20 protein-coding genes and 1 pseudogene are annotated in these 22,832 nt (G+C 55.1%); 7 read left to right on the top strand and 14 right to left on the bottom strand.

Annotated features, from left to right (window positions below; genetic code table 11):
* Positions 1-15: 15 nt before the first annotated feature.
* The 8 genes and pseudogenes from emrA to F7Q90_RS16385 all read right to left on the bottom strand — a co-directional run bounded on the left by emrA (position 16) and on the right by F7Q90_RS16385 (position 8,326).
* Positions 16-1,188, bottom strand: a complete 1,173-nt coding sequence (emrA, locus tag F7Q90_RS16420; protein WP_006120685.1) for a multidrug efflux MFS transporter periplasmic adaptor subunit EmrA — start codon at positions 1,186-1,188, stop codon at positions 16-18.
* Positions 1,189-1,336: 148 nt separating this feature from the next.
* Entirely contained in the window at positions 1,337-1,867 is a 531-nt protein-coding gene (mprA, locus tag F7Q90_RS16415) for a transcriptional repressor MprA (protein WP_006120684.1), read from the bottom strand.
* 487 nt (positions 1,868-2,354) lie between these two features.
* A complete protein-coding gene (locus F7Q90_RS16410) occupies positions 2,355-3,521 on the bottom strand; it encodes an MFS transporter (RefSeq protein WP_006120683.1) in 1,167 nt (388 codons plus the stop codon).
* A 456-nt stretch (positions 3,522-3,977) separates the two neighbouring features.
* On the bottom strand, positions 3,978-4,937 hold the full coding sequence (gene nrdF, locus F7Q90_RS16405; RefSeq protein ID WP_006120682.1) for a class 1b ribonucleoside-diphosphate reductase subunit beta: 960 nt from the start codon (positions 4,935-4,937) through the stop codon (positions 3,978-3,980).
* A gap of 10 nt (positions 4,938-4,947) precedes the next feature.
* Positions 4,948-7,086: pseudogene (gene nrdE / locus F7Q90_RS16400) on the bottom strand (class 1b ribonucleoside-diphosphate reductase subunit alpha).
* Positions 7,065-7,469: a class Ib ribonucleoside-diphosphate reductase assembly flavoprotein NrdI gene (gene nrdI / locus F7Q90_RS16395; protein ID WP_006120681.1), complete on the bottom strand. Its 405-nt coding sequence runs from the start codon at positions 7,467-7,469 to the stop codon at positions 7,065-7,067. The pseudogene nrdE and the gene nrdI overlap by 22 nt, the downstream one beginning before the upstream one ends.
* Positions 7,470-7,473: 4 nt before the next feature.
* The gene (locus F7Q90_RS16390; protein ID WP_006120680.1) at positions 7,474-7,716 is read right to left on the bottom strand and encodes a redoxin NrdH; all 243 of its coding nucleotides are present in this window, start codon (positions 7,714-7,716) and stop codon (positions 7,474-7,476) included.
* Positions 7,717-8,008: 292 nt separating this feature from the next.
* Positions 8,009-8,326: a DUF883 family protein gene (locus F7Q90_RS16385; RefSeq protein WP_006120679.1), complete on the bottom strand. Its 318-nt coding sequence runs from the start codon at positions 8,324-8,326 to the stop codon at positions 8,009-8,011.
* Positions 8,327-8,477: 151 nt separating this feature from the next.
* On the opposite strand from F7Q90_RS16385, the gene F7Q90_RS16380 reads away from it, so the two are divergent.
* From F7Q90_RS16380 to F7Q90_RS16365, 4 genes are all read left to right on the top strand, one after another.
* Positions 8,478-8,813 (top strand): DUF2002 family protein, encoded by a 336-nt coding sequence (locus F7Q90_RS16380; RefSeq protein WP_006120678.1) that lies wholly within the window; start codon positions 8,478-8,480, stop codon positions 8,811-8,813.
* Positions 8,814-8,950: 137 nt separating this feature from the next.
* A complete protein-coding gene (gene mmuP / locus F7Q90_RS16375) occupies positions 8,951-10,357 on the top strand; it encodes an S-methylmethionine permease (RefSeq protein ID WP_006120677.1) in 1,407 nt (468 codons plus the stop codon).
* Positions 10,347-11,282, top strand: a complete 936-nt coding sequence (gene mmuM, locus F7Q90_RS16370) for a homocysteine S-methyltransferase (protein WP_006120676.1) — start codon at positions 10,347-10,349, stop codon at positions 11,280-11,282. Before mmuP ends, mmuM begins: the two co-directional genes overlap by 11 nt.
* A 96-nt stretch (positions 11,283-11,378) precedes the next feature.
* Positions 11,379-11,798, top strand: coding sequence for a hypothetical protein (locus F7Q90_RS16365; protein WP_006120675.1), 420 nt, complete (start codon positions 11,379-11,381; stop codon positions 11,796-11,798).
* Here the strand turns inward: F7Q90_RS16365 and speG are convergent, their stop codons facing one another.
* From speG to F7Q90_RS16335, 6 genes are read right to left on the bottom strand one after another with little or no spacing between them, the layout of a single operon-like run.
* A complete protein-coding gene (gene speG / locus F7Q90_RS16360; protein WP_006120674.1) occupies positions 11,799-12,344 on the bottom strand; it encodes a spermidine N1-acetyltransferase in 546 nt (181 codons plus the stop codon).
* Positions 12,345-12,358: 14 nt separating this feature from the next.
* On the bottom strand, positions 12,359-13,042 hold the full coding sequence (locus F7Q90_RS16355) for an ABC transporter ATP-binding protein (RefSeq protein WP_006120673.1): 684 nt from the start codon (positions 13,040-13,042) through the stop codon (positions 12,359-12,361).
* Positions 13,035-13,862 (bottom strand): ABC transporter ATP-binding protein, encoded by an 828-nt coding sequence (locus F7Q90_RS16350; protein WP_006120672.1) that lies wholly within the window; start codon positions 13,860-13,862, stop codon positions 13,035-13,037. The genes F7Q90_RS16355 and F7Q90_RS16350 overlap by 8 nt, the downstream gene beginning before the upstream one ends.
* Positions 13,852-14,709, bottom strand: coding sequence for an ABC transporter permease (locus F7Q90_RS16345; RefSeq protein WP_006120671.1), 858 nt, complete (start codon positions 14,707-14,709; stop codon positions 13,852-13,854). The genes F7Q90_RS16350 and F7Q90_RS16345 overlap by 11 nt, the downstream gene beginning before the upstream one ends.
* Positions 14,706-15,758, bottom strand: a complete 1,053-nt coding sequence (locus F7Q90_RS16340; protein ID WP_006120670.1) for an ABC transporter permease — start codon at positions 15,756-15,758, stop codon at positions 14,706-14,708. Before F7Q90_RS16340 ends, F7Q90_RS16345 begins: the two co-directional genes overlap by 4 nt.
* Positions 15,758-17,332: an ABC transporter substrate-binding protein gene (locus F7Q90_RS16335; protein ID WP_006120669.1), complete on the bottom strand. Its 1,575-nt coding sequence runs from the start codon at positions 17,330-17,332 to the stop codon at positions 15,758-15,760. The genes F7Q90_RS16340 and F7Q90_RS16335 overlap by 1 nt, the downstream gene beginning before the upstream one ends.
* 644 nt (positions 17,333-17,976) lie before the next feature.
* On the opposite strand from F7Q90_RS16335, the gene mgtA reads away from it, so the two are divergent.
* The 3 genes from mgtA to F7Q90_RS16320 all read left to right on the top strand — a co-directional run bounded on the left by mgtA (position 17,977) and on the right by F7Q90_RS16320 (position 22,393).
* The gene (gene mgtA, locus F7Q90_RS16330; protein WP_006120668.1) at positions 17,977-20,679 is read left to right on the top strand and encodes a magnesium-translocating P-type ATPase; all 2,703 of its coding nucleotides are present in this window, start codon (positions 17,977-17,979) and stop codon (positions 20,677-20,679) included.
* Between the two features lie 474 nt (positions 20,680-21,153).
* The gene (locus F7Q90_RS16325; RefSeq protein ID WP_006120667.1) at positions 21,154-21,936 is read left to right on the top strand and encodes a winged helix-turn-helix domain-containing protein; all 783 of its coding nucleotides are present in this window, start codon (positions 21,154-21,156) and stop codon (positions 21,934-21,936) included.
* Complete coding sequence (locus tag F7Q90_RS16320; protein WP_006120666.1) at positions 21,929-22,393, top strand: hypothetical protein; 465 nt, start codon at positions 21,929-21,931, stop codon at positions 22,391-22,393. The genes F7Q90_RS16325 and F7Q90_RS16320 overlap by 8 nt, the downstream gene beginning before the upstream one ends.
* Positions 22,394-22,832: the final 439 nt, after the last annotated feature.

Below are 22,832 nucleotides of genomic sequence, written 5' to 3'. Positions count from 1 at the left end.
ACAGCCTCCGGCTCATCATCCGGCGTTCGCGTGGACGATATCGGTGATCAGCGTATTAACCGGTGCCAGGTCAATGGCCAGCGCGTTAGTGCTGTAAGCTGCCTGCTGACGTACGCTGGTTGCCAGTACGCTACCGTCTTTATTGTCGGTATCAATTTTGACCAACGTTGACAGGCCAATACGCAGTGGATGCTTCGCGACTTCGTCCTGGTTCAGCTCAATGCGCACTGGCAGGCGCTGAACGACTTTAATCCAGTTGCCCGTGGCGTTCTGTGCAGGTAACAGGGAAAACGCGCTGCCTGTGCCCATATCCAGCCCCACCACTTTGCCGTGATAGACCACATCGTCGCCGTAGATATCTGCCACAACGGTGGCCGGTTGACCAATACGCACGCCTGCCAGTTGGGTTTCTTTGAAGTTTGCATCCACCCACACATCCGTCGCCGGGACGACAGCCATCAGCGGGGTACTGGTGCTGATTTGCGATCCGACCTGGACGCTACGACGCGAGACATAACCGTCCATCGGGCTGCGAATGTCGGTACGTTGCAGTGCCAGCCAGGCGTCGCGCAGCTGCGCGGCGCTCTGTTTTACGGCAGGCTGGTTTTCCAGTGAGGTGTTCAGGATCATCGCCTGGTTAGCGTTGTATTGCTGAATCGCCACATCCAGCTCTGCTTTCGCGGAGGCCACGGCATCGCGCGCATGTTGCAGTTCTTCACGGCCAATCAGGTTGGACGCACCCAACGGTTCGCGGCGTTTCAGATCGGCCTGCGCCTGATCCAACGCCGTCTGACGGAGTGCAATGGTGGCCTGATACTGTTTCGCATTAATCATCTGTTGGTGCACCTGACGAACGCTGGTAGCCAGCTCCGTCTGCGCTTTTTCAAAGGCCTGCTGTGCGTCAGTTTTATCCAGCGACACCAGCACATCCCCTTTTTTGACATAGTCCGTATCGTCAAACCAGACTTTGTTCACGCTGCCTGATACCTGGGCCATGATCTGCACCTGATTACCCGCAACATAGGCATCATCCGTTTCCTGAAAATGACGCAACACTAAAAACCAGTATACGCCCCACGCAATGCCGAGCAGTACGACCACCAGCGCCAGTAAAATCAGTGCGCCTTTGCGCTTTTTCTTTTTGTTGTTCACAGGCTGATGCGGGCTTTGCGCCTCTGATGCACTCATGTATTTCTCCACGTTTTCCACTATGTCGGCGAGGTCAAGTCCGTTTTCGCCTTCGCCCGAGCCAAAAAAGCCAGCGACTAAGCGCTGGCCGGATGAAAGAGGGTTAAAATAACGATTTCGTCAGGTGATTGTGTCGCAGATCTTGCTATTACCGTGATAACGAGGCAGACAGTTTGTCTTCTTCCATTTTATCCAGTCGGGTAAGCAACTTACGGGTGATGCTTTCGAGCTGCGACTTTTCGTCAACGGTCAGAGCGGACCACAGATATTGCAGGCTCTGATGCTGCGGCGGCAGAACCTGCTGCAGGAAGGCATTACCTTTGTCGGTCAGATGCAGATGCAGACAGCGGCGATCCTGCGCACTTTCACGGCGCTCAATCCAGCCGCGTTTTTCCAGCTCATCAGCGATGCGCGTGGCGTTGGTACGTGATGAACCCAGCGCGGTGCTCAGTTCAGAAGGCTGAATGCTCTGATCTTCCTGCGCATCCAGGGTCAGCAATGCCATAAACAGGGTTTCATTGATGCCCTGTTCTTTCAGCATCTTATTACGATTATCCAGCAGCTTACCTTGCATATGCATGCAGAGTCGCGTCAGAAGAATCTCCTGGAAGGGGAAATCCGCATGACGATTGGCGCGGATGTTTAACATTTGCTCAATGGGAGTAAACGAACTTTCCATTAGAAAAAACCTCACTAATTTCAACTTTTATAGTAACCACGGCGACAGCATGACTGTTGAGTCACCGGACACAGAAGCGGTGTTCTCGGGCTGTTCCACTGTGGTGATTCAAGATCTGTCCTTGACCCCAGGGTGAAGGTGGTGCGCATCGATATCACAGGCGTTGGTCGTAGAGCGAAACGGTACGACATCAAATGATTTCGAAAAAAAAAAATAACCGACGTGAATAACTTTGGGGCCAACCATAGCAAACTCACACTCGGCTGAACAGGCTAAATCACACTATTCTGGCTATTCGGTTGCTCTAAGCGGTGATTCCTCCACCGGCTTTGTTGAATAAATGGATTTTATGCTGTGGTACTATGAAAACGGTTGTTTCAGATAACATAAAATCAATGCGTTACATGCTTGCGTATGACGGTGTTCTGTCTGGCATCAGCGTTTTCTACCAAAACAGTGCAGACAAAACAGAATGATTACCTATTATTCAACAAAGCCTCCTCCACCAGACAAGTAAATTCAGTAACGTCAGTGTTGCACCGGCTGCGCAAACCCCATGCCAGCCGCCCAGATGATAGGCATTGGCAGACAGCAGCGAACCCAGCGCACCGCCGATAAAGTAGCTGGTCATATAGCCGGCATTCAGGCGGTTACGGGCATCAGGCTGACGCGCGTAAATCACGCTCTGATTGGTGATATGCACGCCCTGTACCGCCAGATCCAGCAGCAAAATGCCGATAATCAGAGCCGCAAGATGCTGCGTGCCCCAGGCGGTCACGCTCCATGACAGCAGCATAATCAGCAAGCCCATGCTGGTGGTCAGTTTCGCTTTACCTTTGTCCGCCAGCGCCCCGGCTTTTCTGGCCGCCAGCGCGCCAGCGGCACCCACCAGCCCCAGTAAGCCGATCTCCCCTTCCGAATAACCGTAGGGCGCGGAAGAGAGCAGAAAGGCCATTGAGGTCCACAGGATGCTGAAATTGGCAAACGTCAGGCAACCGGTAAAGGCCCGGGTGCGCAGAACAGCGTCGGCCGCATACAGCCTGAAAATGGAAACCAGCAGCTGCGGATAATTTAACGAGACCGAGGGGGTAATACGCGGCAGCGCGCGCCACAGCGCCAGCGCCATCAACAGCATTAAGACGCTGGCGACCCAGTAGACGGTTTGCCAGCCGCCCAACTGAGCCAGGCCGCCCGCCACGGTGCGCGCCAGCAAAATACCCAACAGCAAGCCACTCATAACAGTGCCGGTCACTTTGCCCCGTGTTTCCGGGCGGGCCAGGGTGGCCGCCAGCGGTACCAGAATTTGCGCCGCGACAGAAAAGAGCCCGGTAAGTACCGTTCCCAGTAACAACACAGGAAAGGAGGAGGAAAGGGCAATGATTACCATACCAAGCGCCGCCAGCACCATCATGGCAACAATCAGTCCACGCCGTTCCAGCATATCGCCAAGTGGGACCAGCAACAGCAGACCGCAGGCATAGCCGAGTTGCGCGCTGGTCACGATAAACCCGGCGAATGCGACGGATAAGTGAAAGTGAAGGGCGATAGTATGCAGCAGAGGCTGAATATAATAATTACTGGCGACGCACAGTCCCGTGGCAACGGACATCAGTCCCACCAGCGCGGAAGATAAACCAGGGTGAGACGTTGTCATAGGTCGTCAGTAGCAAAGATGAATAATAATGTGGCGTTAATAATAACCTAAAAAATAATTTGATAGCTATGTTTATGTGATAGTCGGGTAACAGTAAAGATCGACAGCCGTTTACGTCGGGTTTGTTGGTCGCGATCTCTCGGGTCGTGGCAGGCACAGACTTATCCCTCTGTCAGATTGGATCCGGGTACGGCGCCCCGTTTTGGCGTCGGAATAAACGGGTTTCTCAACGCCATGCCAAAGGCAGCGCGATGCTGAGAGCGGTCAGTGTGTGAGCAGTGATATCGGTCTGGTTAACCCTGGCAACGGCGGCCAAATCGTTACCGTCATTTATTGTGGCGCGATCGGCACCCATTCCGCGGACGGAGAGGGAAGGTTCAGCGCGCTGTGAAAATGCCGCGCGCCTGTCCCTTCGCTAAGGGGAAACGTGCCGTTGACAGCACGGCACACAACGTCTTAAAAATTCCAGTCTTCGTCTTCGGTTTCGACCGCTTTCCCCATCACGTAAGACGATCCTGAGCCCGAGAAGAAATCATGGTTCTCATCCGCATTGGGTGACAGTGCCGCCAGAATGGCCGGATTGACCTGCGTCAGCTCCGCCGGGAACAGAGCCTCGTAGCCCAGATTCATCAACGCTTTATTGGCGTTGTAATGCAGGAAGGTTTTCACCTCGTCTGCCCAGCCTGTTTCGCCGTACAGCGCTTCTGTATAGGCCACTTCATTTTCATACAGTGCCAGCAGCAGATCGATGGCGAACTGCTGTAAGGCTTCGCGGCGGCCCTCATCGACCTGCTCAAGCGCTTTCTGGTATTTATAGCCGATATAGTAGCCGTGTACCGCCTCATCGCGGATGATTAAACGAATCAGATCCGCCGTATTGGTCAGCTTGCCGCGGCTGGACCAGTACATCGGCAGCCAGAAGCCCGAATAAAACAGAAACGACTCCAGAAAGACGCTGGCGATTTTTTTCTTTAACGGATCGTCAGCGCGGTAATGGGTCAGGATAATCCCGGCTTTATTTTGCAGGGCCTGGTTCTCTTCACTCCACTGGTACGCCGCATCCACATCGCTGGTATTGCATAAGGTCGAAAAAATCGAGCTGTAGGAGCGGGCATGCACCGCCTCCATAAAGCTGATATTCGACAGCACCGCCTCCTCATGCGGCGTCAGCGCGTCAGGCATTAACCCCGGTGCGCCCAGCACATTCTGAATGGTGTCCAGCAGCGTCAGGCCGGTAAAGACGCGAATGGTGAGCTGCTGTTGTGACTTGTCCAGCGTCTGCCAGGCCGGCAAATCATTGGACAGCGGGATTTTTTCCGGCAACCAGAAGTTGCTTGTCAGACGGTTCCAGACCTCAAGATCTTTCTCATCCTGAATCCGGTTCCAGTTAATCGCGTGAATATGTCGAAGTTGCATAACAGGTTTCTCACAGTGCACAGGAGACGCAGCCCTGCACTTCGGTGCCTTGCAGGGCCATCTGGCGCAGTCGAATGTAATAGAGCGTTTTGATACCTTTCTTCCAGGCGTATATCTGCGCTTTATTGATGTCGCGCGTGGTCACGTCGTCCCGGAAGAACAGGGTCAGTGACAGGCCCTGATCCACATGTCGGGTTGCCTCAGCGTAGGTATCAATAATGGCCTCCGGCCCAATCTGGTAGGCATCTTCATAGAACGCCAGATTGTCATTGGTCATGAAGGGGGCGGGATAGTATACGCGACCGGTTTTACCCTCTTTGCGGATCTCAATACGCGACACAATCGGATGAATACTGGAGGTGGCGTGATTGATGTAGGAGATCGACCCCGTGGGCGGGATAGCCTGCAGATTCTGATTGTATAAACCCGAGGTCATCACCGCTTCACGCAGCGCCAGCCAGTCTTCACGGCCGGGCAGCGTAATGCCCGCTTTGGCAAACAGGGCGGCAATACGGGTGGTGCGCGGCTGCCAGTCAGCGTTCAGATACTTGTCAAAGTAAGCGCCGGTGGCATAGGTCGAGGACTCAAAACCCTCGAAGGTTTGCTGGCGTGCTTTTGCCAGCTGATTCGAGGCGCGCAGCGCATAATAGGTCACACAGTAAAAATAGAGATTAGTGAAATCCAGTGCTTCCGGGGAACCATAGACGATGCCTTCCCGCGCCAGATAGCCATGCAGGTTCATCTGGCCCAGGCCGATCGCATGGGAACGCCGGTTACCTTCTGCAACGGAAGGCACGGACGCAATATCACTCATCTCTGATACCGCCGTCAGGGCGCGGATTGCCGTATCCACCGTCTGTGCGAGATTGCCCGAGTCCATCGCATGCGCGATATTCAGGGAACCCAGATTACAGGAAATGTCTTTTCCCACGCGGCGGTAGCTCAGGTCTTCATTAAACTCGCTGGCGCTGTTCACCTGCAAAATCTCTGAACAGAGGTTGCTCATATTAATGCGACCGGCAACAGGGTTATCGCGGTTGACGCTGTCCTCATACATGATGTAGGGATAACCCGATTCAAACTGAATTTCCGCCAGCGTCTGGAAGAAATCGCGCGGCTGAATATAGGTTTTGCGAATGCGATTATCCGCCAGCATCTCGTGATATTTCTCACTGACGCTGATATCACCAAACGCCTGACCGTAGATCCGCTCCACATCGTAGGGCGAGAACAGCGCCATCGGCTGATTCTCTTTGGCAAGCTGGAAGGTGATGTCCGGGATCACCACGCCCAGCGACAGGGTTTTAATGCGGATTTTCTCGTCGGCGTTTTCGCGCTTGGTATCCAGAAAACGTAAAATGTCAGGATGGTGAGCACTGAGCCAGACTGCGCCTGCTCCCTGACGTGCGCCCAACTGGTTAGCATAGGAGAACGCATCTTCCAGCATTTTCATGACCGGAATGACGCCGGAAGACTGGTTTTCAATGCGCTTAATCGGCGCACCGGCTTCCCGCAGGTTCGACAACAGGAACGCCACGCCGCCGCCGCGTTTGGACAGCTGCAGGGCGGAATTCACCGCCCGGCCAATCGATTCCATATTGTCTTCAATACGCAACAGGAAGCAGAAAACCAGCTCGCCGCGCTGTTGCTTGCCGCAGTTAAGGAACGTCGGCGTGGCAGGCTGAAAACGGCCACTGAGGATTTCCGCCAGTACTGCGCGTGCCAGGCTTTCGTCGCCCCGTGCCAGCGTCAGTGCCACCATGCAGGCACGCTGCGCAAAGGTTTCCAGTTAACGCTTGCCGTCAAATGTCTTCAGCGTGTAGCTGGTGTAGTACTTCCACGCGCCTAAAAAGGTTTTGAACTCAAAACCCCATGTGTCGGCTGCATCGTGCAGGGCACACAGGAAGTCAAAATCGTACTGATTCAGCACGTCCGCTTCATAGTAGCCTTCTGCAACCAGATAGCGCAGGCGCTCGGCTACGCTGGCAAAGTGCAGCGTATTGGGTTGCACGTGCTGAATAAGGAACTGTCGCGCCGCCTGCTGATCCTTTTCAAACTGAATACGGCCATCGGCGTCGTAAAGATTCAGCATGGCGTTCAGCGCATGGTAGTCCAGCGCAACGTTGTTCAGAGTGTCTGTTGTTGCCAAAATTGGGTTACTCCCGCTTTTACATTGGCGATATCGTCCGGCGTTCCCATCAGTTCAAACCGATACAGGTAGGGAACCTGGCATTTCTTAGCAATGATGTCGCCCGCCAGGCAGTAGCCTTCACCGAAGTTACGGTTACCGGCCGCGATCACGCCGCGCAGACCGCGACGATTGGCTTCATCATTAAGAAACTGAATCACCTGTCTGGGCACGGCGCCGCGATGACTGCCACCGCCATAGCTCGGCACCACCAGAATATAAGGCTGGTGAATATGCAGCGGTTGCTTGCTCTCAATCGGTATGCGGTGCGCGGGCAGGCCCAGACGGGTAATAAACCGATGGGTGTTTTCCGACTGGCTGGAAAAATAGACCAGTGGGAACATGTGACTACCCGCCGATGGTCGTGGTTTGGGTTAAACGGGCTATCTTGTCAGGACGAAAGCCACTCCAGTGATCGTCATGGGTCATCACCACGGGCACCTGGCGATAGCCCAGCGCTTTCAGGCTGTCGATTGCGTCCGGCTGGGTATCCAGATTGATCAGTTGGTAATCGATGCCGTGGCGATCCAGTGCATTCTTCGTGGCATTACACTGGACACAGTGGTTTTTAGTGTAAATAATAATGCGCATGATTCGTATTCCTCTTTCATTGAGGTCCTGCTGCGAATAACGACGTGTATTTCCCTGAATCAGGCTTCGTTCGTGCAAACATCTTGTGGGCTGACAATGAAATGAATACTAGATGTAGTATTTGTGGCGGTCAATAGCACCATATGTAGGGTTAATCGCGATTATCGCGGCAAGTCAGGCCTGGCGCGCTCTGCCACCCGAAAAATAAATTTGTAAAGCTGGTTGATTAAAAAACAGGCATAAAAAAACCCCGCTCAGTGAGCGAGGCGGATGATAACGGGGTGGAACAGCGTTAGCGGCGTGAAACCAGTAGTGCGCCCAGCACAATGCCGACGGCCGCGCCGATACCGACACCGTACCAGGGTTTGTCATGGACATACGCGTCGACCTGATAGCCGGCATCGCGGGCCACCTGCGTGACGCGGTTACCGCCGCCGTTCAGTTTTGCCCGGGTTTGCTTAAGCAGGGCTTCAGCCTGACTGCGCGCAGAATTGACTTCGTCTTTGGCCTCGCTGTCGTAAGACTTCAGCAGGGCTTCAAGTGAATCTGCCAACTCATTAACATCCTGATTGATATCAATGTCATCGTTTTTTTGCGTTCGATTAAACATTTTTGGCTCCCTTGTCATTAACACGTAATACTCAGTGTAGACCACGTTTTGCTTAACGAGGCGCGGGACGACCCTTTAGGGAAAATTCCGAATGCCCGTACAGCCACGCTGATGTAAGGTTGCGTGGCTTTTGAAGAGGAGAGGATCAAGCATGTATTTACGACCAGATGAGGTAGCGCGCGTCCTGGAAAAAGTGGGCTTTGAAGTCGATGAAATTACCCCCCGTGCGTACGGCTATCGTCGTGGCGACAACTATGTTTACGTCAATCGCGAAGCGCGCATGGGGCGCACGGCGCTGGTCATCCACCCGACGTTAAAAGAAAAAAGTCAGCCTTTCGCCGAACCGGCCTCAGAAATGAAAACCTGTGATCACTACACACAGTTCCCTCTCTACCTGGCCGGTGATACGCAGGAACACTACGGTATTCCGCACGGTTTCAGTTCGCGAATGGCGCTGGAACGCTACCTGCAAAGCGTGTTTGGCTAACGCATTCCGCCCCGTTATCACGGGGCGCCGATCCCGGCCTTTCTGGCACCTTACCGCTTCGCCCGTTGCATTTCGGCGCGACGACGCGTATAAATCTGCTGCATATAGATGTTTAGACGTCCATACGGATGAGGTTTATGAGCGAGCAGAATACGTCTTCGCAGGGTCAGTTCAAGCGAACCATGAAAGTACGCCACCTGGTGATGTTATCGCTGGGCGGCGTGATCGGTACGGGCCTGTTTTTTAACACCGGCTACATCATTTCCACGACAGGGGCCGCCGGTACGCTGCTGGCTTATCTGATTGGCGCGCTGGTGGTCTGGCTGGTCATGGCCTGCCTGGGTGAGTTGTCCGTGGCGATGCCCGAAACCGGCGCATTCCACGTCTATGCGGCCCGCTATCTGAGTCCGGCAACCGGCTATACCGTGGCCTGGCTCTACTGGCTGACCTGGACCGTCGCGCTGGGGTCCAGCCTGACGGCGGCAGGGTTCTGTATGCAGTACTGGTTTCCGCATGTGCCGGTCTGGATCTGGTGCCTGGTCTTCTGTATTGCCATCTATCTGCTGAACGTGATTTCTACCCGCTTCTTTGCGGAAGGGGAATTCTGGTTTTCCATCATCAAGGTCATCACCATTGTCGCCTTTATCGTTCTGGGCGGTGCAGCCATGTTCGGGTTTATTCCCATGAAGGACGGTACGCCAGCACCCGGACTGAGCAATCTTACCGCGCACGGCTGGTTGCCCAACGGTGTGTTGCCGATCATCATGACCATGGTGGCGGTGAACTTTGCCTTTTCCGGCACTGAGTTAATCGGTATTGCCGCCGGTGAAACCGAAAACCCGCAAAAAGTCGTGCCGCTGGCTATTCGTACCACCGTTGCTCGTCTCATCCTGTTCTTTGTCGGCACCGTCTTCGTGCTGGCGGCGCTGATCCCAATGGATCAGGCCGGTATCGTCAAAAGCCCGTTTGTGCTGGTGTTTGAGAAAATCGGTATTCCATGGGCGGCGGATATAATCAACTTTGTTATCCTCACGGCTATCCTGTCAGCGGCGAACTCGGGCCTGTATGCCTCGGGCCGGATGCTGTGGTCGCTGGCCAATGAAAACACCTTGCCGCGCGCCTTCGCCCGGGTAAATAAACGTGGCGTACCGCTGCTGGCTATCACCGTCAGCATGATTGGCGGGCTGCTGGCGCTGTTTTCCAGTGTGGTCGCGCCGGACACCGTATTTGTGGCGCTGTCTGCTATCTCTGGCTTTGCCGTCGTGGCGGTGTGGCTCAGCATCTGTGCATCGCACTATGTTTTCCGTCGCCGCCATGTGCAGCAGGGCAAAGCGCCAGCGGACCTGATTTACCGCGCGCCGCTCTATCCGTTTACGCCGATTCTGGGCTTTTTACTCTGCCTGCTGGCCTGTGCCGGGCTGGCGTTTGATCCCTCACAGCGCATTGCCCTGTGGTGCGGAATTCCGTTTGTGCTGTTTTGCTATGGCGCTTACCATGTGACCCACAAAAAATCACAGGCTAAGGAGGCCAGAGATGTCGCGTAATCCTGTATCACACGCACTGCAGCAGACTGCTCCGTTGATTCTGGATGGGGCGCTGGCGACTGAGCTGGAAGCCCGGGGCTGCGATCTGACGGATGCGTTGTGGTCCGCGAAAGTGCTGATGGAAAATCCTGAGCTGATTTACCAGGTGCACTATGACTATTTTGCTGCTGGCGCGCGCTGCGCGATTACTGCCAGCTATCAGGCGACGCCACAAGGCTTTGCGGCACGCGGTTTGAACGAACAGCAGTCGCTGGCGCTGATCGCACAAAGCGTCGAACTGGCTCAACGTGCCCGCGCAGATTACCTGGCGACGCAGACAGACGACAGGATATTGCTGGTAGCAGGCTCGGTGGGCCCTTATGGCGCGTTTCTGGCGGACGGGTCGGAATATCGCGGCGACTATACGTTGCCCGAAGCCGAGATGATGGCGTTTCATCGCCCCCGGATAGCTGCCTTGCTGGCAGCGGGCGTGGATGTGCTGGCCTGTGAAACCCTGCCTTCGTTTGCCGAAGCGCAGACGCTGGTCAACCTGCTGCGCGAATTCCCTGACAGCTGTGCCTGGTTCTCCTTTACGCTGCGTGATGCGGAACACCTCAGCGATGGCACGCCGCTGCGTGACGTTGCGGCCTACCTGAATGCGCAGCCGCAGGTTATTGCCGTGGGGATCAACTGCATCGCGCTGGACAGTGTCACACCCGCTCTGCAGCAGCTTCAGCGCCTGACAGAGAAGCCCCTGGTGGTGTATCCCAATTCGGGTGAGCAGTACGATACCAACAGCAAAAGCTGGCACTCCGCGCCCTCAGGTTGCACGCTGCATGACAAATTTGCCGAATGGCAGCAGGCCGGCGCCCGACTGATTGGCGGCTGCTGCCGCACCTCACCCCGTGACATCGCGGCGATTGCCCGCCATTGTCAACCGCAATAAAGCAGCAGAATCGGGCGATGATAGCCCGATTGAGAAGGATGAAAAGGTGGGAAGGGCGGTTTACACTGTGCTTCCTGACTTTTATCGGATCCTGCCATGAAACAGCACATTCTGGCTCTCGCTGCCGCGATGCTACTGAGCGGTTGCGCCACCATTGTTGGCAACGAAACCCAATCGGTTCTGATCGATTCGCAGCCGCCCGGCGCGCGTTTTACCGTACAGGATGAAACTGGTCGTCCGGTTGCGGAAGGCTATACGCCAAAAACCGTCATCCTGGAAAAATCCACCCATCGCTATTTTGGTAAAAAGCACTATTTGCTGATGCTGGAAAGTCCGGGCTATGTGCCCGTCACGGTGCCGATCGAAGCCCGTGCCAACCTGTGGTACCTGCTGGGGAATATTCCACTGCTGGGCTTCCCCGGCTGGCTGCTGGTCGATCCGTTCTACGGGGGCATGTATAACCTGGAGCCCGAGCATCCAAAGCCTTACATGAACCCGGTCGGCGCACGCGGCTGATTACTGGGCGGTAGGTTTTACCATACCGCCCGGTGCTTTATGGCGTTCCAGATACTGATGCTGGAAAATGCACATACGAATGGTGTTGCGGTATTCGCCATTGATAAAGAATTCGTGTTTAAGCACGCCTTCAATCTCAAAGCCCAGTTTGCTGTAGATGTGGATGGCTTTCTCATTTTCCTGATCGACGATCAGGTAGAGCTTATACAGATTCAGCACGGAAAAACCGTAATCCATCGCCAGCTTCGCCGCCTGGGTGGCCAGACCTTTGCCCTGATGCGCCGGATCAATGATGATCTGAAATTCAGCGCGGCGGTGAACATGGTTAATCTCCACTAACTCCACCAGCCCCGCTTTTTGCCCCTCATGCTCAACCACGAAGCGCCGTTCGGTCTGATCGTGAATGTGCTTATCGTACAGATCGGACAATTCCACGAAGGCTTCATACGGCTCTTCGAACCAGTAGCGCATGACGCTGGCGTTGTTATCCAGCTGATGCACAAAGTGAAGATCTTCTCGTTCCAGTGGGCGAAGTCGGATGCTCATGGTTTTTCCTTGCATCAGGCTGAGTCGGCAATCTGCTCAACGATCCGTCCCTGCGCCATCCGGACGGCACGGTCACACATGTGATCAATCACATCGGGATCGTGGCTGACCAGCACCATCGTCAGACCATCCTGACGCTTAAGATCGTTAAGCAGATTGAGAATCTCAGCCTGGATTGACATATCCAGTGCCGATGTTGGCTCATCCAACAGCAGTATTTTGGGCTGCAGCAACAGGGCGCGCACGATAGCTACACGCTGGCGCTGACCGCCGGACAACTGATGAGGATAGCGATCGGCCAGCGACGGATCCAGCCCCACATGGCGAAATCCCTCATGAATACGATCGTCGATGTTGTCCCGTTTCAGCAGGTTGAGCGGCTCGGACAGCGTACGGCGCAGGCGATGGCGGGGATGCAGGGAGGCATAGGGATCCTGAAACACCATCTGCACCTCCTGACGCAGCGCGCCGGTAAAGCTTTTGCCCGGCAGAACTTTGTGCCCTGCCAGTTGCATGTCCCCCTGCCAGTGCGGATTCAGTCCGGCCATCACCCACAGCAGCGATGACTTGCCGCAGCCAGACGGGCCGACCAGACCAAAACACTCGCCCGCGTTAACCTGCAGGTTAACGTCGTGTACGACGGTGCGCAGATCGTAACCCTGTTTGTGTGACACGCTCAGGTGTTGCAGATTAATCATGGTGAGTCTCCAGCGCTGCGCGGTCCAGCACCGGTAGTGGTTGTCCGTGCGTGGCTTTACTGGGGCGGCAGGACCACAGCGTTCGAGTGTAGGGATGGGTTGCGCGCGGCAAATCCGCCGCAGGCAGCGTATCCAGCACGCGACCTTTGTACATTACCATCACGCGCTCGCAGTGCTCTGAGACCTGTTGCAGATCATGGCTAATTAGCAGCAGGCCCATGTTGCGGGACTCCACCAGCTCACGAATCAGCGACAGCACCTGATCGCGCATGGCGTGATCCAGTGCGGATGTCGGCTCGTCGGCAATCAAAAAGGCCGGATCGGTAATCAGGGCGATGGCCAGCATCACGCGTTGTCCCATCCCGCCGGACAGCTGATGCGGATAAACCTGCATCAACTGGCGCGGATTAGGCAGGCCGACGGCATCCAGCATGTCGCACACCTTTTCTTTGCGCGCTGCGCGGCTCAGGCGACGGTGCAGAATCAGCGGCTCTTCCACCTGCCAGCCGATCGTCCGTGACGGATTCAGCGCATATTTGGGGTCCTGCATGACCATGGCCACGCGCTCGCCCCGCAGCTTACTCCAGCCGCGCTCGTTCAGGGCCAGGGCATTTTCACCCGCGACCTGAAGCTGGCTGGCCTGCAGATGCAGGGCAGGGGACAGTAAGCCCATTAACGTCTGGGCGGTCAGCGATTTACCCGAACCGGATTCACCAACCAGCGCCACCCGCTCCCGCCCGATGGAGAAACTGATATTGTCGACCAGCGTCGCCGCCTCGCTGCGGATGCTGAGTGACTCCACAAGAATGTTATTTTGCATGTCGGGTATCCAGTCGGTCACGCAGGCCATCGCCTGTCAGGTTAAACGCCAGGCTGGCAAACAGAATGGCCGCGCCGGGAGCCGCCGCCACCCACCACTGGTCAAAGATCACCTTACTGCCTTCCGCAACCATTGAGCCCCACTCGGCGGTGGGCGGTTGCACGCCCATGCCCAGAAAGCCCAGTCCGGCAGCGGCCAGGATAATCCCGCCCAGGCTCAGCGCCGCGCGCACCACGGCGGTGAGCAGGCACAGCGGCAGAATATGGCCGAACATCAGGCGAAAGCCGGTAATGCCTTGCATACGGGCGGCGGCCAGATAGTCACTGCGCCGCAGCGCCAGGGTTTCGGCGCGCGCCTGACGGGCAAACGGCGGCCAACTGGTCAGCGCCAGCGCCAGCGCACCGTTCATCAGGCCCGGTCCCATAATGGAAACCAGCGCCAGGGCAATCACCAGGTTTGGCAGTGAAAGAAAAATATCGGTGATGCGCATTAAGACGCGCTCGGTCCAGCCGCCCGTATAGCCGGCGGTAATGCCCACCAGCAGGCCCACCGGGATAGTGAGGATCAGAATCAGTGATACCAGCAGCAGCGTCGGACGTGCGCCATAGATCACCCGTGAGAGCAGGTCGCGGCCAAAGCCATCGGTGCCAAACCAGTGTGCAGCCGAAGGCGGCAGCAGGCGGCTGGAGATGGTTTGCAGATTGGGATCGTAAGGCGCGATGAGCGGTGCCAGCACTGCCATCAGAATGACAATCGTTACCAGCGTTAACCCGATGGTTAACGAGGTGATGCGTCGGCGGCTGCGTCGTGGTCGCACCGTTTCAAGTTCAGTAAGTTGTTGCGTCATCGTGTTCTCGGATCGGTTAACCAGGTGAGGGCGTCCGCCAGCGCATTGATCAGAATAAAACAGCTTCCAATCAACAGAGTGGCCCCCAGAATGGCTGGCACATCGCCAGAGAAGAGCGCATTGGTCATATAGCGCCCTACGCCAGGCCAGGCAAACACGGTTTCTGTCAGCACCGAGCCTTCCAGCAGCGTGGCATAGGACAGCGCAATCACGGTAATGAGCGTACCCAGCACGTTCGGGAAGATATGGCGCAGCAGAATCCGCACCCGGCCCGCGCCTTTTGCCCGCGCCAGCACCACATACTCTTTACTGCTCTCTTCCAGCAGCGCCGCGCGCAGCAAACGGGTAATGCCCGCCATCGCCAGCAGGCCCAAAATCACCACCGGCAACCAGAGATGGGCCACCGCATTCCAGAAAATTTCCCGGTCGCCCGACCGCCAGCTGTCAATCAGCACAAAGCCGGTTTTCGGCTCCAGCGTATAGGCCCAGATGTCATCCAGCCGTCCCGGTCCGGCAGACCAGTGCAGCACCGCATAAAACAGCAATAAGCCCAGCAGGCCCAGCCAGAAGACCGGCACGGAGTAACCCAACAGAGAGATAAAGCGTGCCACGTTATCGATCACGCTGCCGGGTTTCCAGGCGGCCAGCAACGCCAGTGAAACGCCAAAGATCACGGCAAAAATCATTGCGCAGGTGGCCAGCTCAATGGTGGCCGGAAACGTCTGCAACAGGTCGCTGCTGACGGGCTGATTCGTCAGACGGGAAACGCCGAGATCGCCGCGCATCAGATGCGCAATGTAGTGCCAGAACTGCATCAGTACCGGCTGATCCAGCCCGAGATCGTGACGAACCTGCGCATAGGTCGCTTCACTGGCATGATCGCCCGCGATTTGCTGTACCGGATCGATCGGCGAGAGATGCGACAGCATAAAGGTAAACGCCAGCAATCCTGACAGGGTGATTACCAGTGACAGTAAGCCTGATGAAAGGCGGCCAGCGCGCCGCCAAAAATGCCGGGCGGACCCGGCTGAAGAGGCTGAGTGTGCCATTACTTAGTAACCTGCGAATAGTAAACCATGTCCGGGTTAATGCCCTGAACGTAGCCTTTAAGGTTATCGCGCAGGGCGATAAGGTTTTTCGCCTGCAGTCCAATAACATAAGGCGAGCTTTTCAGCACTTCACGTTGCATCGCCTGGTAAAGTTCAACGCGTTTTTTCGGATCGCTTTCCGCGGTTGCAGCCAGCACCTGCTTATTCAGCTCTGGAATATGCCAGTCAGAACGGTAAGCAATCGTCTTGCTGCCATCTTCCGGGTTGTAGGCGAACGACGAGGCGTTGGTATTCGGATCAAAGTAGTCTGCGCCCCAGGCGTTGATCGTGCCTTCGTAGTTATGCGCTTTGACGCGGGTAGAAACTTCAGACCTCAGTCCCGGCAACACTTCCACTTTTACGCCGCCTTTAGCAAAGCTGCCCTGCAGGGCCTGGGCAATATCCAGATACGGGGGCTGATTGCTGGTGGACAGGGTAAAGCTGACATTCGTCAGGCCGGCTTTTTTCAGGATCGCTTTCGCTTTTTCCGGATCGTAACTGTATGGGTTGTCGTTTAAGGCACCCAGAAAACCTTTCGGCAGAAACGTCTGGTGCACATCGAACTGCCCTTTCAGCAGCTGTCCGGCAATGCCTTTATAGTCGAACAGGTAGCGTGCCGCTTCCCAGAAGGCCGGGTTTTTTAACGCCGGATTATTTTTGTTGCCAATGTTGAACTGGATGTAATACAGCGAGGCCATCGGAATCGCGTCGGTTTTCACACCGCTTTTGCCCTGCAGCGAGGCAATCTGGTCTGCCCCCAGGTTACGGGCGATGTCAGCGTCGCCTTGCTCAAGCAGCAACCGGCGGGCCGCCGGTTCCGGCACATTTTTGATCAGAATATTTTTAATCTTCGGCGCGCCGGCCGGTGACGTCGGGTTGGCGGTCAGGATTACGGCCTGATGCATCACCACTTTACGAATCTGGTAAGGGCCGCTACCGGCAGAGTTGGTGGTCAGCCAGCCGTTACCGAAATCGCCTTTTTCGGCGTGCGCGCTGACAGTTTTTTCATCGACGATGGAGGAAACCGTTGCGGACAGCAGGCTAAGAACGTAAGCCGGGCTGACGTTCGCCGTCCAGCTAATCTGCACATGGTTGTCATCAACCTTTTTCAGGAAGCCATCCACATTATCTTTGTTCCAGCCGAGCTGGGTCAGAATAAAGGAAGGATCCAGATTCAGTTTCACCACGCGCCCCAGCGAGAAGATCACATCTTCCGGGCGCAGGGGATTGCCGCTGGCGAATTTGGCGTCTTTACGCAATGCAAACGTCAGGCTGCGGTTATCGCTACCTGGCTGCCAGGATGTCGCCAGGGTCGGTTTTAAATCTGTGGGGTTTTGTGGATCCGACTGCACCAAGCGCTGATAAATGTTGGTAAACGCTTGCACGCTGGTCAGTTCAAACCCTTTCGCCGGATCAAAGCTGTCTGCATCGTCTGTTGACTGTACGACGACCAGGGTATCTTTTGGTGTGGCGGCGTTAACGCTGAATGCGGTGGCCAGTGACAAGGCCAGTAATGATGGAATTATTTTTTTCATGGAAAATCCTTGCCTGAGAAAGTAACGCGAGTGTACGAAAGGGCTCATGCAAAGAATAGTCGATTATGGGCTAATGATATGCAAAAAAGTTATAACAAATGCAGCACAGTTATAAGGCTGATCAGGCGGTCATGCTGAAGTCACAACGGTTAATAAACGAAACCGGGATTGAACCGTTATTTTCTTTACCCGAACGGGGCTGGGATTATACTAAGCGAAAATAGTCGCAGGAGTCATACTTTGGACAGTCACCCTAAATACGTTATTACTCCGGCAAGCTAACTGCATTTCGCTGCTTGCCACCTGGCGGGCAGCAATCTTCCCTGTACGATCCGATTGCTCTCCCTGAAATACACGCTGTAGTCTCTGCGAGAGCGCATTATGTTTATGTATACTCAGGCACTTTTTCCTCCGCCTCGACAGGCGTAGCCGCGGGCTGCGCACCCTTTCTCATACAGTCATTTTTTGTGCGTTTATTTCGCTAGGTCCGGTATTGCGCGGTATTTTTATTTTTCTGCGCGGCGGACGTGCGCGCTTATTTATTAAAAACTGACTGAACCTCTTTACCGGAAATAACCGGACATACAGGCATGCTTTATTTCGCATGCAGGATATCTGTTGCTTTAAATCAGGGAGATGTCGACATGAGCGACATGAAACTCGAACACGCCGCGATGATTCACAACCGCCAGCGTGCACTTAAAAAAACCAAAACGCCCTTTGCCATTGAACGCGAAGCACGCAATCGCACCGATGTCACGCTGAGCAACCTCCACAGCAGCTATGAGGGCCTGACGCACACGGAAGCCCGGGCGCGATTGGGTGATTATGGCCGCAATGAGGTGGTGCATGAAAAAGCGCCTTCCGCGTTTGTCCAGCTGATCCTGGCCTTTAACAATCCGTTCATCTATGTGCTGATGGTGCTGGCACTGGTCAGCTGGGTAACCGATTACTGGCTACCGCTGCGGGCCGGTCAGGACACCGATCTGTCTGGCGTGATCATCATACTTACCATGGTAACGCTCAGTGGACTGCTGCGTTTCTGGCAGGAGTTCCGTACCAACCGCGCCGCGCAGGCTTTAAAGTCGCTGGTTCGCACGCAGGTTACCGTACTGCGTCGTGAAGAAGGCAGCACGACTGGCCGCCGTCACGATATCGATATGCGTGAACTGGTGCCCGGCGATGTGATTTTATTGAGTGCGGGCGATCTGGTGCCGGCCGACGTGCGTTTGCTGGCTTCGCGCGATCTGTTTATCAGTCAGGCGATCCTGACCGGTGAATCGCTGCCCGTTGAGAAAAACGATCTCAGCGCAGGTGAAGAGATCGCAGAGCAGCCCGGTCGCAGTGTACTGGAGCTCAGAAACAGCTGTCTGATGGGGACCAATGTCGCCAGCGGCACGGCTCGCGCACTGGTTGTCGCCACCGGCAGTGAAACCTGGTTTGGTTCGCTGGCGGCCTCGCTCTCGGGTCGTCGTCCGCAGACCGCGTTTGACCGTGGCGTAAACAGCGTGTCCAGACTGCTGATCCGCTTCATGCTGGTGATGGTGCCGGTTGTCTTACTGATCAACGGCTTTACTAAAGGCGACTGGATGGACGCCACCTTGTTCGCGTTGGCGGTTGCCGTCGGTCTGACCCCCGAAATGCTGCCGATGATCGTCAGTGCCAATCTGGCCAAAGGCGCGATTGCGATGTCACGGCGCAAAGTCATCGTTAAACGGCTGAACGCGATTCAAAACCTCGGTGCAATGGATGTGCTGTGTACCGATAAAACCGGCACGCTGACGCAGGACAACATTTTTTTGTCGGCGCATCTGAACGGGGAAGGCGTAGAGGATGCGCGCGTATTGCTGCTGGCCTGGCTCAACAGCAGCAGCCAGAGCGGGGCAAAAAATTTGATGGACCGCGCGGTACTGAAATTTGGAGAGCAAACCCTGTCTGCGGCCCAGTGCAGCCAGTTTCAGAAGGTGGATGAGCTGCCTTTTGACTTCGTCCGCCGTCGTGTCTCTGTGGTGGTGGAAGATCTGCAAACGCACCGTCCACTGTTAATCTGCAAAGGGGCGGTCGAGGAAATGCTGGCTGCTGCGACCACACTACGTCAGGGCGAGTCGGTCATTCCGCTGTGCGAACAGAAACGCGTCGAACTGTTGAACCTGACGCAGCATTATAATCAGCAAGGCTTTCGCGTCCTCCTGGTGGCAACCCGTGAGCACGGCATAGCGCTGCCACTCAGCAGCAATGATGAGTGCGAGCTGACCATTGAAGGGATGCTGACCTTTCTGGATCCGCCTAAGGAGAGCGCGGGCAAAGCGATTCAGGCGCTGAAAGACAGTGGCGTGAAGGTCAAAGTGCTGACAGGCGACAATCCGCTGGTGACTTTGCGCGTCTGTCAGGAAGTGGGGCTGGCTTCTGAAGCCATGCTGACCGGCAATGAGATTGATGACATGAGCGACGCGTTGCTGCGCACGGAAGTGGAGCGCTGCATGATTTTCACCCGGCTGACGCCGCAGCAAAAGTCACGCGTGCTTAAACTGCTGCAGCAGAATGGTCATACCGTCGGTTTCCTCGGCGATGGCATCAACGATGCGCCTGCACTGCGCGAGGCCGATGTGGGGATCTCTGTCGATACGGCGACGGACATTGCCAAAGAGTCATCGGACATTATCTTGCTGGAAAAAGATTTGGCCGTGCTGGGCGAAGGTGTCCTCAAAGGGCGCGAAACCTTCGGCAATATCATCAAGTATCTGAACATGACGGCCAGCTCGAATTTCGGCAACGTGTTCTCCGTACTGATTGCCAGCGCATTTATTCCTTTTCTGCCCATGCTGTCTATCCAGTTGCTGATTCAGAACCTGATGTATGACATCTCTCAACTGGCTCTGCCCTGGGACAAGATGGATCGCGAGTTTTTACGTAAACCGCGTAAGTGGGATGCCGGTAACATCAAGCGCTTTATGCTGTGGATGGGGCCAACATCGTCTATTTTCGATGTCACGACCTTTGCGCTGATGTGGTACGTCTTCGGGGCAAATCATGAAAGCGCCCAGTCGCTTTTCCAGTCTGGCTGGTTTGTGGAAGGGTTATTGTCTCAAACGCTGGTGGTGCATATGTTGCGGACGCAGAAGATTCCCTTTATTCAGAGCTGCGCCCGGCTGCCGGTGCTGCTGACCACGATGGGTATCTGTGCGGCGGGTATCCTGCTGCCGTTCTCTTCGCTGGGTACGCTGGTGGGATTAGTTCCGCTGCCCTGGCACTATTTCCCTTGGCTGGTGCTCACCCTGTTTAGCTACTGTCTGGTGGCGCAGGGAATGAAGATGGCGTACATCAAACGCTTTGGCCGCTGGTATTAAATGCTTCAGCCGTAAAAACATCGCCGGTCAATGCCACAAGGTGAGGGTGGCATTGACCGGTTTTCCCTCTGTGCGCATCTGCACGGCCCGTCTTCGTGAATTTGTGCTATATCATTGCAAAAAACGTGATGTCGATAACGTAGACGAACCTTTCTGCCATTCCCGCTCTTGCCGTGGCGTTCTCTGATACAATTACAGCGAAATTATTTAACCTGACCTGACAATATCCGGGTTGGAGGGATCTGCCGTCATCATGCGTGTTAGCTCAGCGAACGGACACGTATCTGAACGCCGCCCGTTTCCCCGGCCGGTAATGCACACTGCCCGCCACGTCAGAAGATTTTGCTCAGTGGCCATGCATACCACACCCGACCGGCGCTGATGATGCGCGGACTTTTTTGCCCGATGATTGAGGATCGTTATCCCGCATGCGTTGTTGTTTACTGCCTTGCCTGTGTGTTGCCGGAGCCTGAAATGCAGCAGACAGAATATGTAATTGAAGGTCTGGTTCGGTTTTCACCCGCTCAGGGACCACTGTGCCTGGTCGAGTCCAGTGAAACCAGCGTGCCCTTATCGCCTGCCTGCAATCATTTACTGGAAATGTTTCTGAAAAGCCCCGGCGTGGTGCTGGCCCGGGAACATATTCTTGATAATTTCTGGCAGGAAACGGGCGCAACGCCTTCGTTCAACAGCCTGAATGCCTATGTATCGTCTATTCGACGCGGTTTTGCCTCGCTGGGCATCAGCCAGGACATTATCACCACCGTTTATAAAGTGGGCTTTGTTTTCAATCCCACGCTGGCGATTCAAACGACGCACCTTGAGCCGGAACTGGCGGCTCCCACTGCGGAGCCCGTCTCTCCGACGGCGGCTCTGCCGCGACGCGACCGTCGTTATTACGCTGCAGGTATTGCGGTGCTCCTGCTGGCAGGCATGGCTGTGCTGGTGCTGTCTTCCCTCCGGCCTGAAAAATCGATCGCGCCTGTCAGCGTGGCAGACGTCAACGGCTGCGAGGTACTCTATCTGCCGGTGCATCCGGGGGAATCGGCTTTCCCGCCGGAACCCGTGTGGCGCAAAATCATCGCCAGCAGCGGCATGCCCTGTCAGAAGGGCGGCAAATATCTGTTTTACGCGGACAGAAACGTGACGGCCGGCCACTGGGGCAATGTCTACGTCGCTTACTGCCGCCACGTAACGGGCGGCCAGGCCTACTGCTCAAACTATTCTGAACTCGGATGGCGTGCAGAGAATGAATAAGAAGAACGTCGTGTCGCTCAGTCTGGTTTTGCTCTGTGCCATCCTGGTTATTGCGGGAGGCCTGTACTCTGTAAAATCGCAACGCGCCATGTTCGAATTTACCTGCGCAGCGAATTTTCAACAGCGCGATCTCACCCGGAATTATCATCTGGATGCCAGCTTTGTGCTGACGCTGCGTCATTCCGGAGAAGGTATGGTGTCCGTTGATGGAACGGTCTATCAAGCGGGAAATACGTATATCTTAAGACGTAATGTCGAATTTCAGTATTCACCCTATATCCAGTCACTTTATAAGCTCGACCACTATAGTGTGAGTCGCGGTCTGCGCGACAACGTACCGGAAAATATATTAAACAGCCACTTTGCCTATCTCTATATTTCGAAAATAAAAGGAATGGAGGATGCGATATTGGTAGGCAGTCGGGTATTACCTCTTATCGTTTGTCATACCCGCTAATGGCGTTGTCCGCAGGCGCGGGTAGCGCCGTTTCGCACGTCCTTGCCCTGTGGAATGTACGCGGGTTTACGCCTCCTTCTGGTGGCTACCCTGCACAGCGAGCGTCTCTTGTATGGAATTTAATTTTATATAAATTTATAAAAACAGTTTTTCCTTTCTAAGATTAACCATTCTAAGGTGTTTGTGGCTATTTTAGCCCCGTAATTGTTAAATCCTCATATCGGCAGCATGCCCGGGTTCGTTACAGCCTGGCGCTGTAACGAAATAACAGACATAGCTGGAAAATTTAATTTTTGAGGTGTTAACACTTTAGTAAGCGTCACATTTAAACCGTCTGTGCAGCGGGCTCCGGTTCCGGGAAAATAGTGTCCATCATTTTTTAATGGACACTATCGCGTGAAACACCGGACATGGCTCCTTGAGGCGCTTCGCCTCCATT

This window comes from Pantoea stewartii subsp. stewartii, assembly GCF_008801695.1.
Classification (GTDB): Bacteria; Pseudomonadota; Gammaproteobacteria; order Enterobacterales; family Enterobacteriaceae; genus Pantoea; species Pantoea stewartii.
This window is presented reverse-complemented; position numbering and strand designations above follow the sequence as displayed.

Coding starts and splice junctions, on each gene's coding strand:
- F7Q90_RS16390 (WP_006120680.1), bottom strand. CDS start 7,716: ATGCGCATTATTATTTACACTAAAAACCACTGTGTCCAGTGTAATGCC.
- F7Q90_RS16325 (WP_006120667.1), top strand. CDS start 21,154: ATGCAGCAGACAGAATATGTAATTGAAGGTCTGGTTCGGTTTTCACCC.
- mprA (WP_006120684.1), bottom strand. CDS start 1,867: ATGGAAAGTTCGTTTACTCCCATTGAGCAAATGTTAAACATCCGCGCC.
- F7Q90_RS16345 (WP_006120671.1), bottom strand. CDS start 14,709: ATGACGCAACAACTTACTGAACTTGAAACGGTGCGACCACGACGCAGC.
- speG (WP_006120674.1), bottom strand. CDS start 12,344: ATGAGCATCCGACTTCGCCCACTGGAACGAGAAGATCTTCACTTTGTG.
- F7Q90_RS16340 (WP_006120670.1), bottom strand. CDS start 15,758: ATGGCACACTCAGCCTCTTCAGCCGGGTCCGCCCGGCATTTTTGGCGG.
- F7Q90_RS16350 (WP_006120672.1), bottom strand. CDS start 13,862: ATGCAAAATAACATTCTTGTGGAGTCACTCAGCATCCGCAGCGAGGCG.
- F7Q90_RS16380 (WP_006120678.1), top strand. CDS start 8,478: ATGTATTTACGACCAGATGAGGTAGCGCGCGTCCTGGAAAAAGTGGGC.
- nrdF (WP_006120682.1), bottom strand. CDS start 4,937: ATGCAACTTCGACATATTCACGCGATTAACTGGAACCGGATTCAGGAT.
- F7Q90_RS16385 (WP_006120679.1), bottom strand. CDS start 8,326: ATGTTTAATCGAACGCAAAAAAACGATGACATTGATATCAATCAGGAT.
- F7Q90_RS16365 (WP_006120675.1), top strand. CDS start 11,379: ATGAAACAGCACATTCTGGCTCTCGCTGCCGCGATGCTACTGAGCGGT.
- F7Q90_RS16410 (WP_006120683.1), bottom strand. CDS start 3,521: ATGACAACGTCTCACCCTGGTTTATCTTCCGCGCTGGTGGGACTGATG.
- mmuP (WP_006120677.1), top strand. CDS start 8,951: ATGAGCGAGCAGAATACGTCTTCGCAGGGTCAGTTCAAGCGAACCATG.
- mgtA (WP_006120668.1), top strand. CDS start 17,977: ATGAGCGACATGAAACTCGAACACGCCGCGATGATTCACAACCGCCAG.
- mmuM (WP_006120676.1), top strand. CDS start 10,347: ATGTCGCGTAATCCTGTATCACACGCACTGCAGCAGACTGCTCCGTTG.
- emrA (WP_006120685.1), bottom strand. CDS start 1,188: ATGAGTGCATCAGAGGCGCAAAGCCCGCATCAGCCTGTGAACAACAAA.
- F7Q90_RS16355 (WP_006120673.1), bottom strand. CDS start 13,042: ATGATTAATCTGCAACACCTGAGCGTGTCACACAAACAGGGTTACGAT.
- F7Q90_RS16335 (WP_006120669.1), bottom strand. CDS start 17,332: ATGAAAAAAATAATTCCATCATTACTGGCCTTGTCACTGGCCACCGCA.
- F7Q90_RS16320 (WP_006120666.1), top strand. CDS start 21,929: ATGAATAAGAAGAACGTCGTGTCGCTCAGTCTGGTTTTGCTCTGTGCC.
- nrdI (WP_006120681.1), bottom strand. CDS start 7,469: ATGTTCCCACTGGTCTATTTTTCCAGCCAGTCGGAAAACACCCATCGG.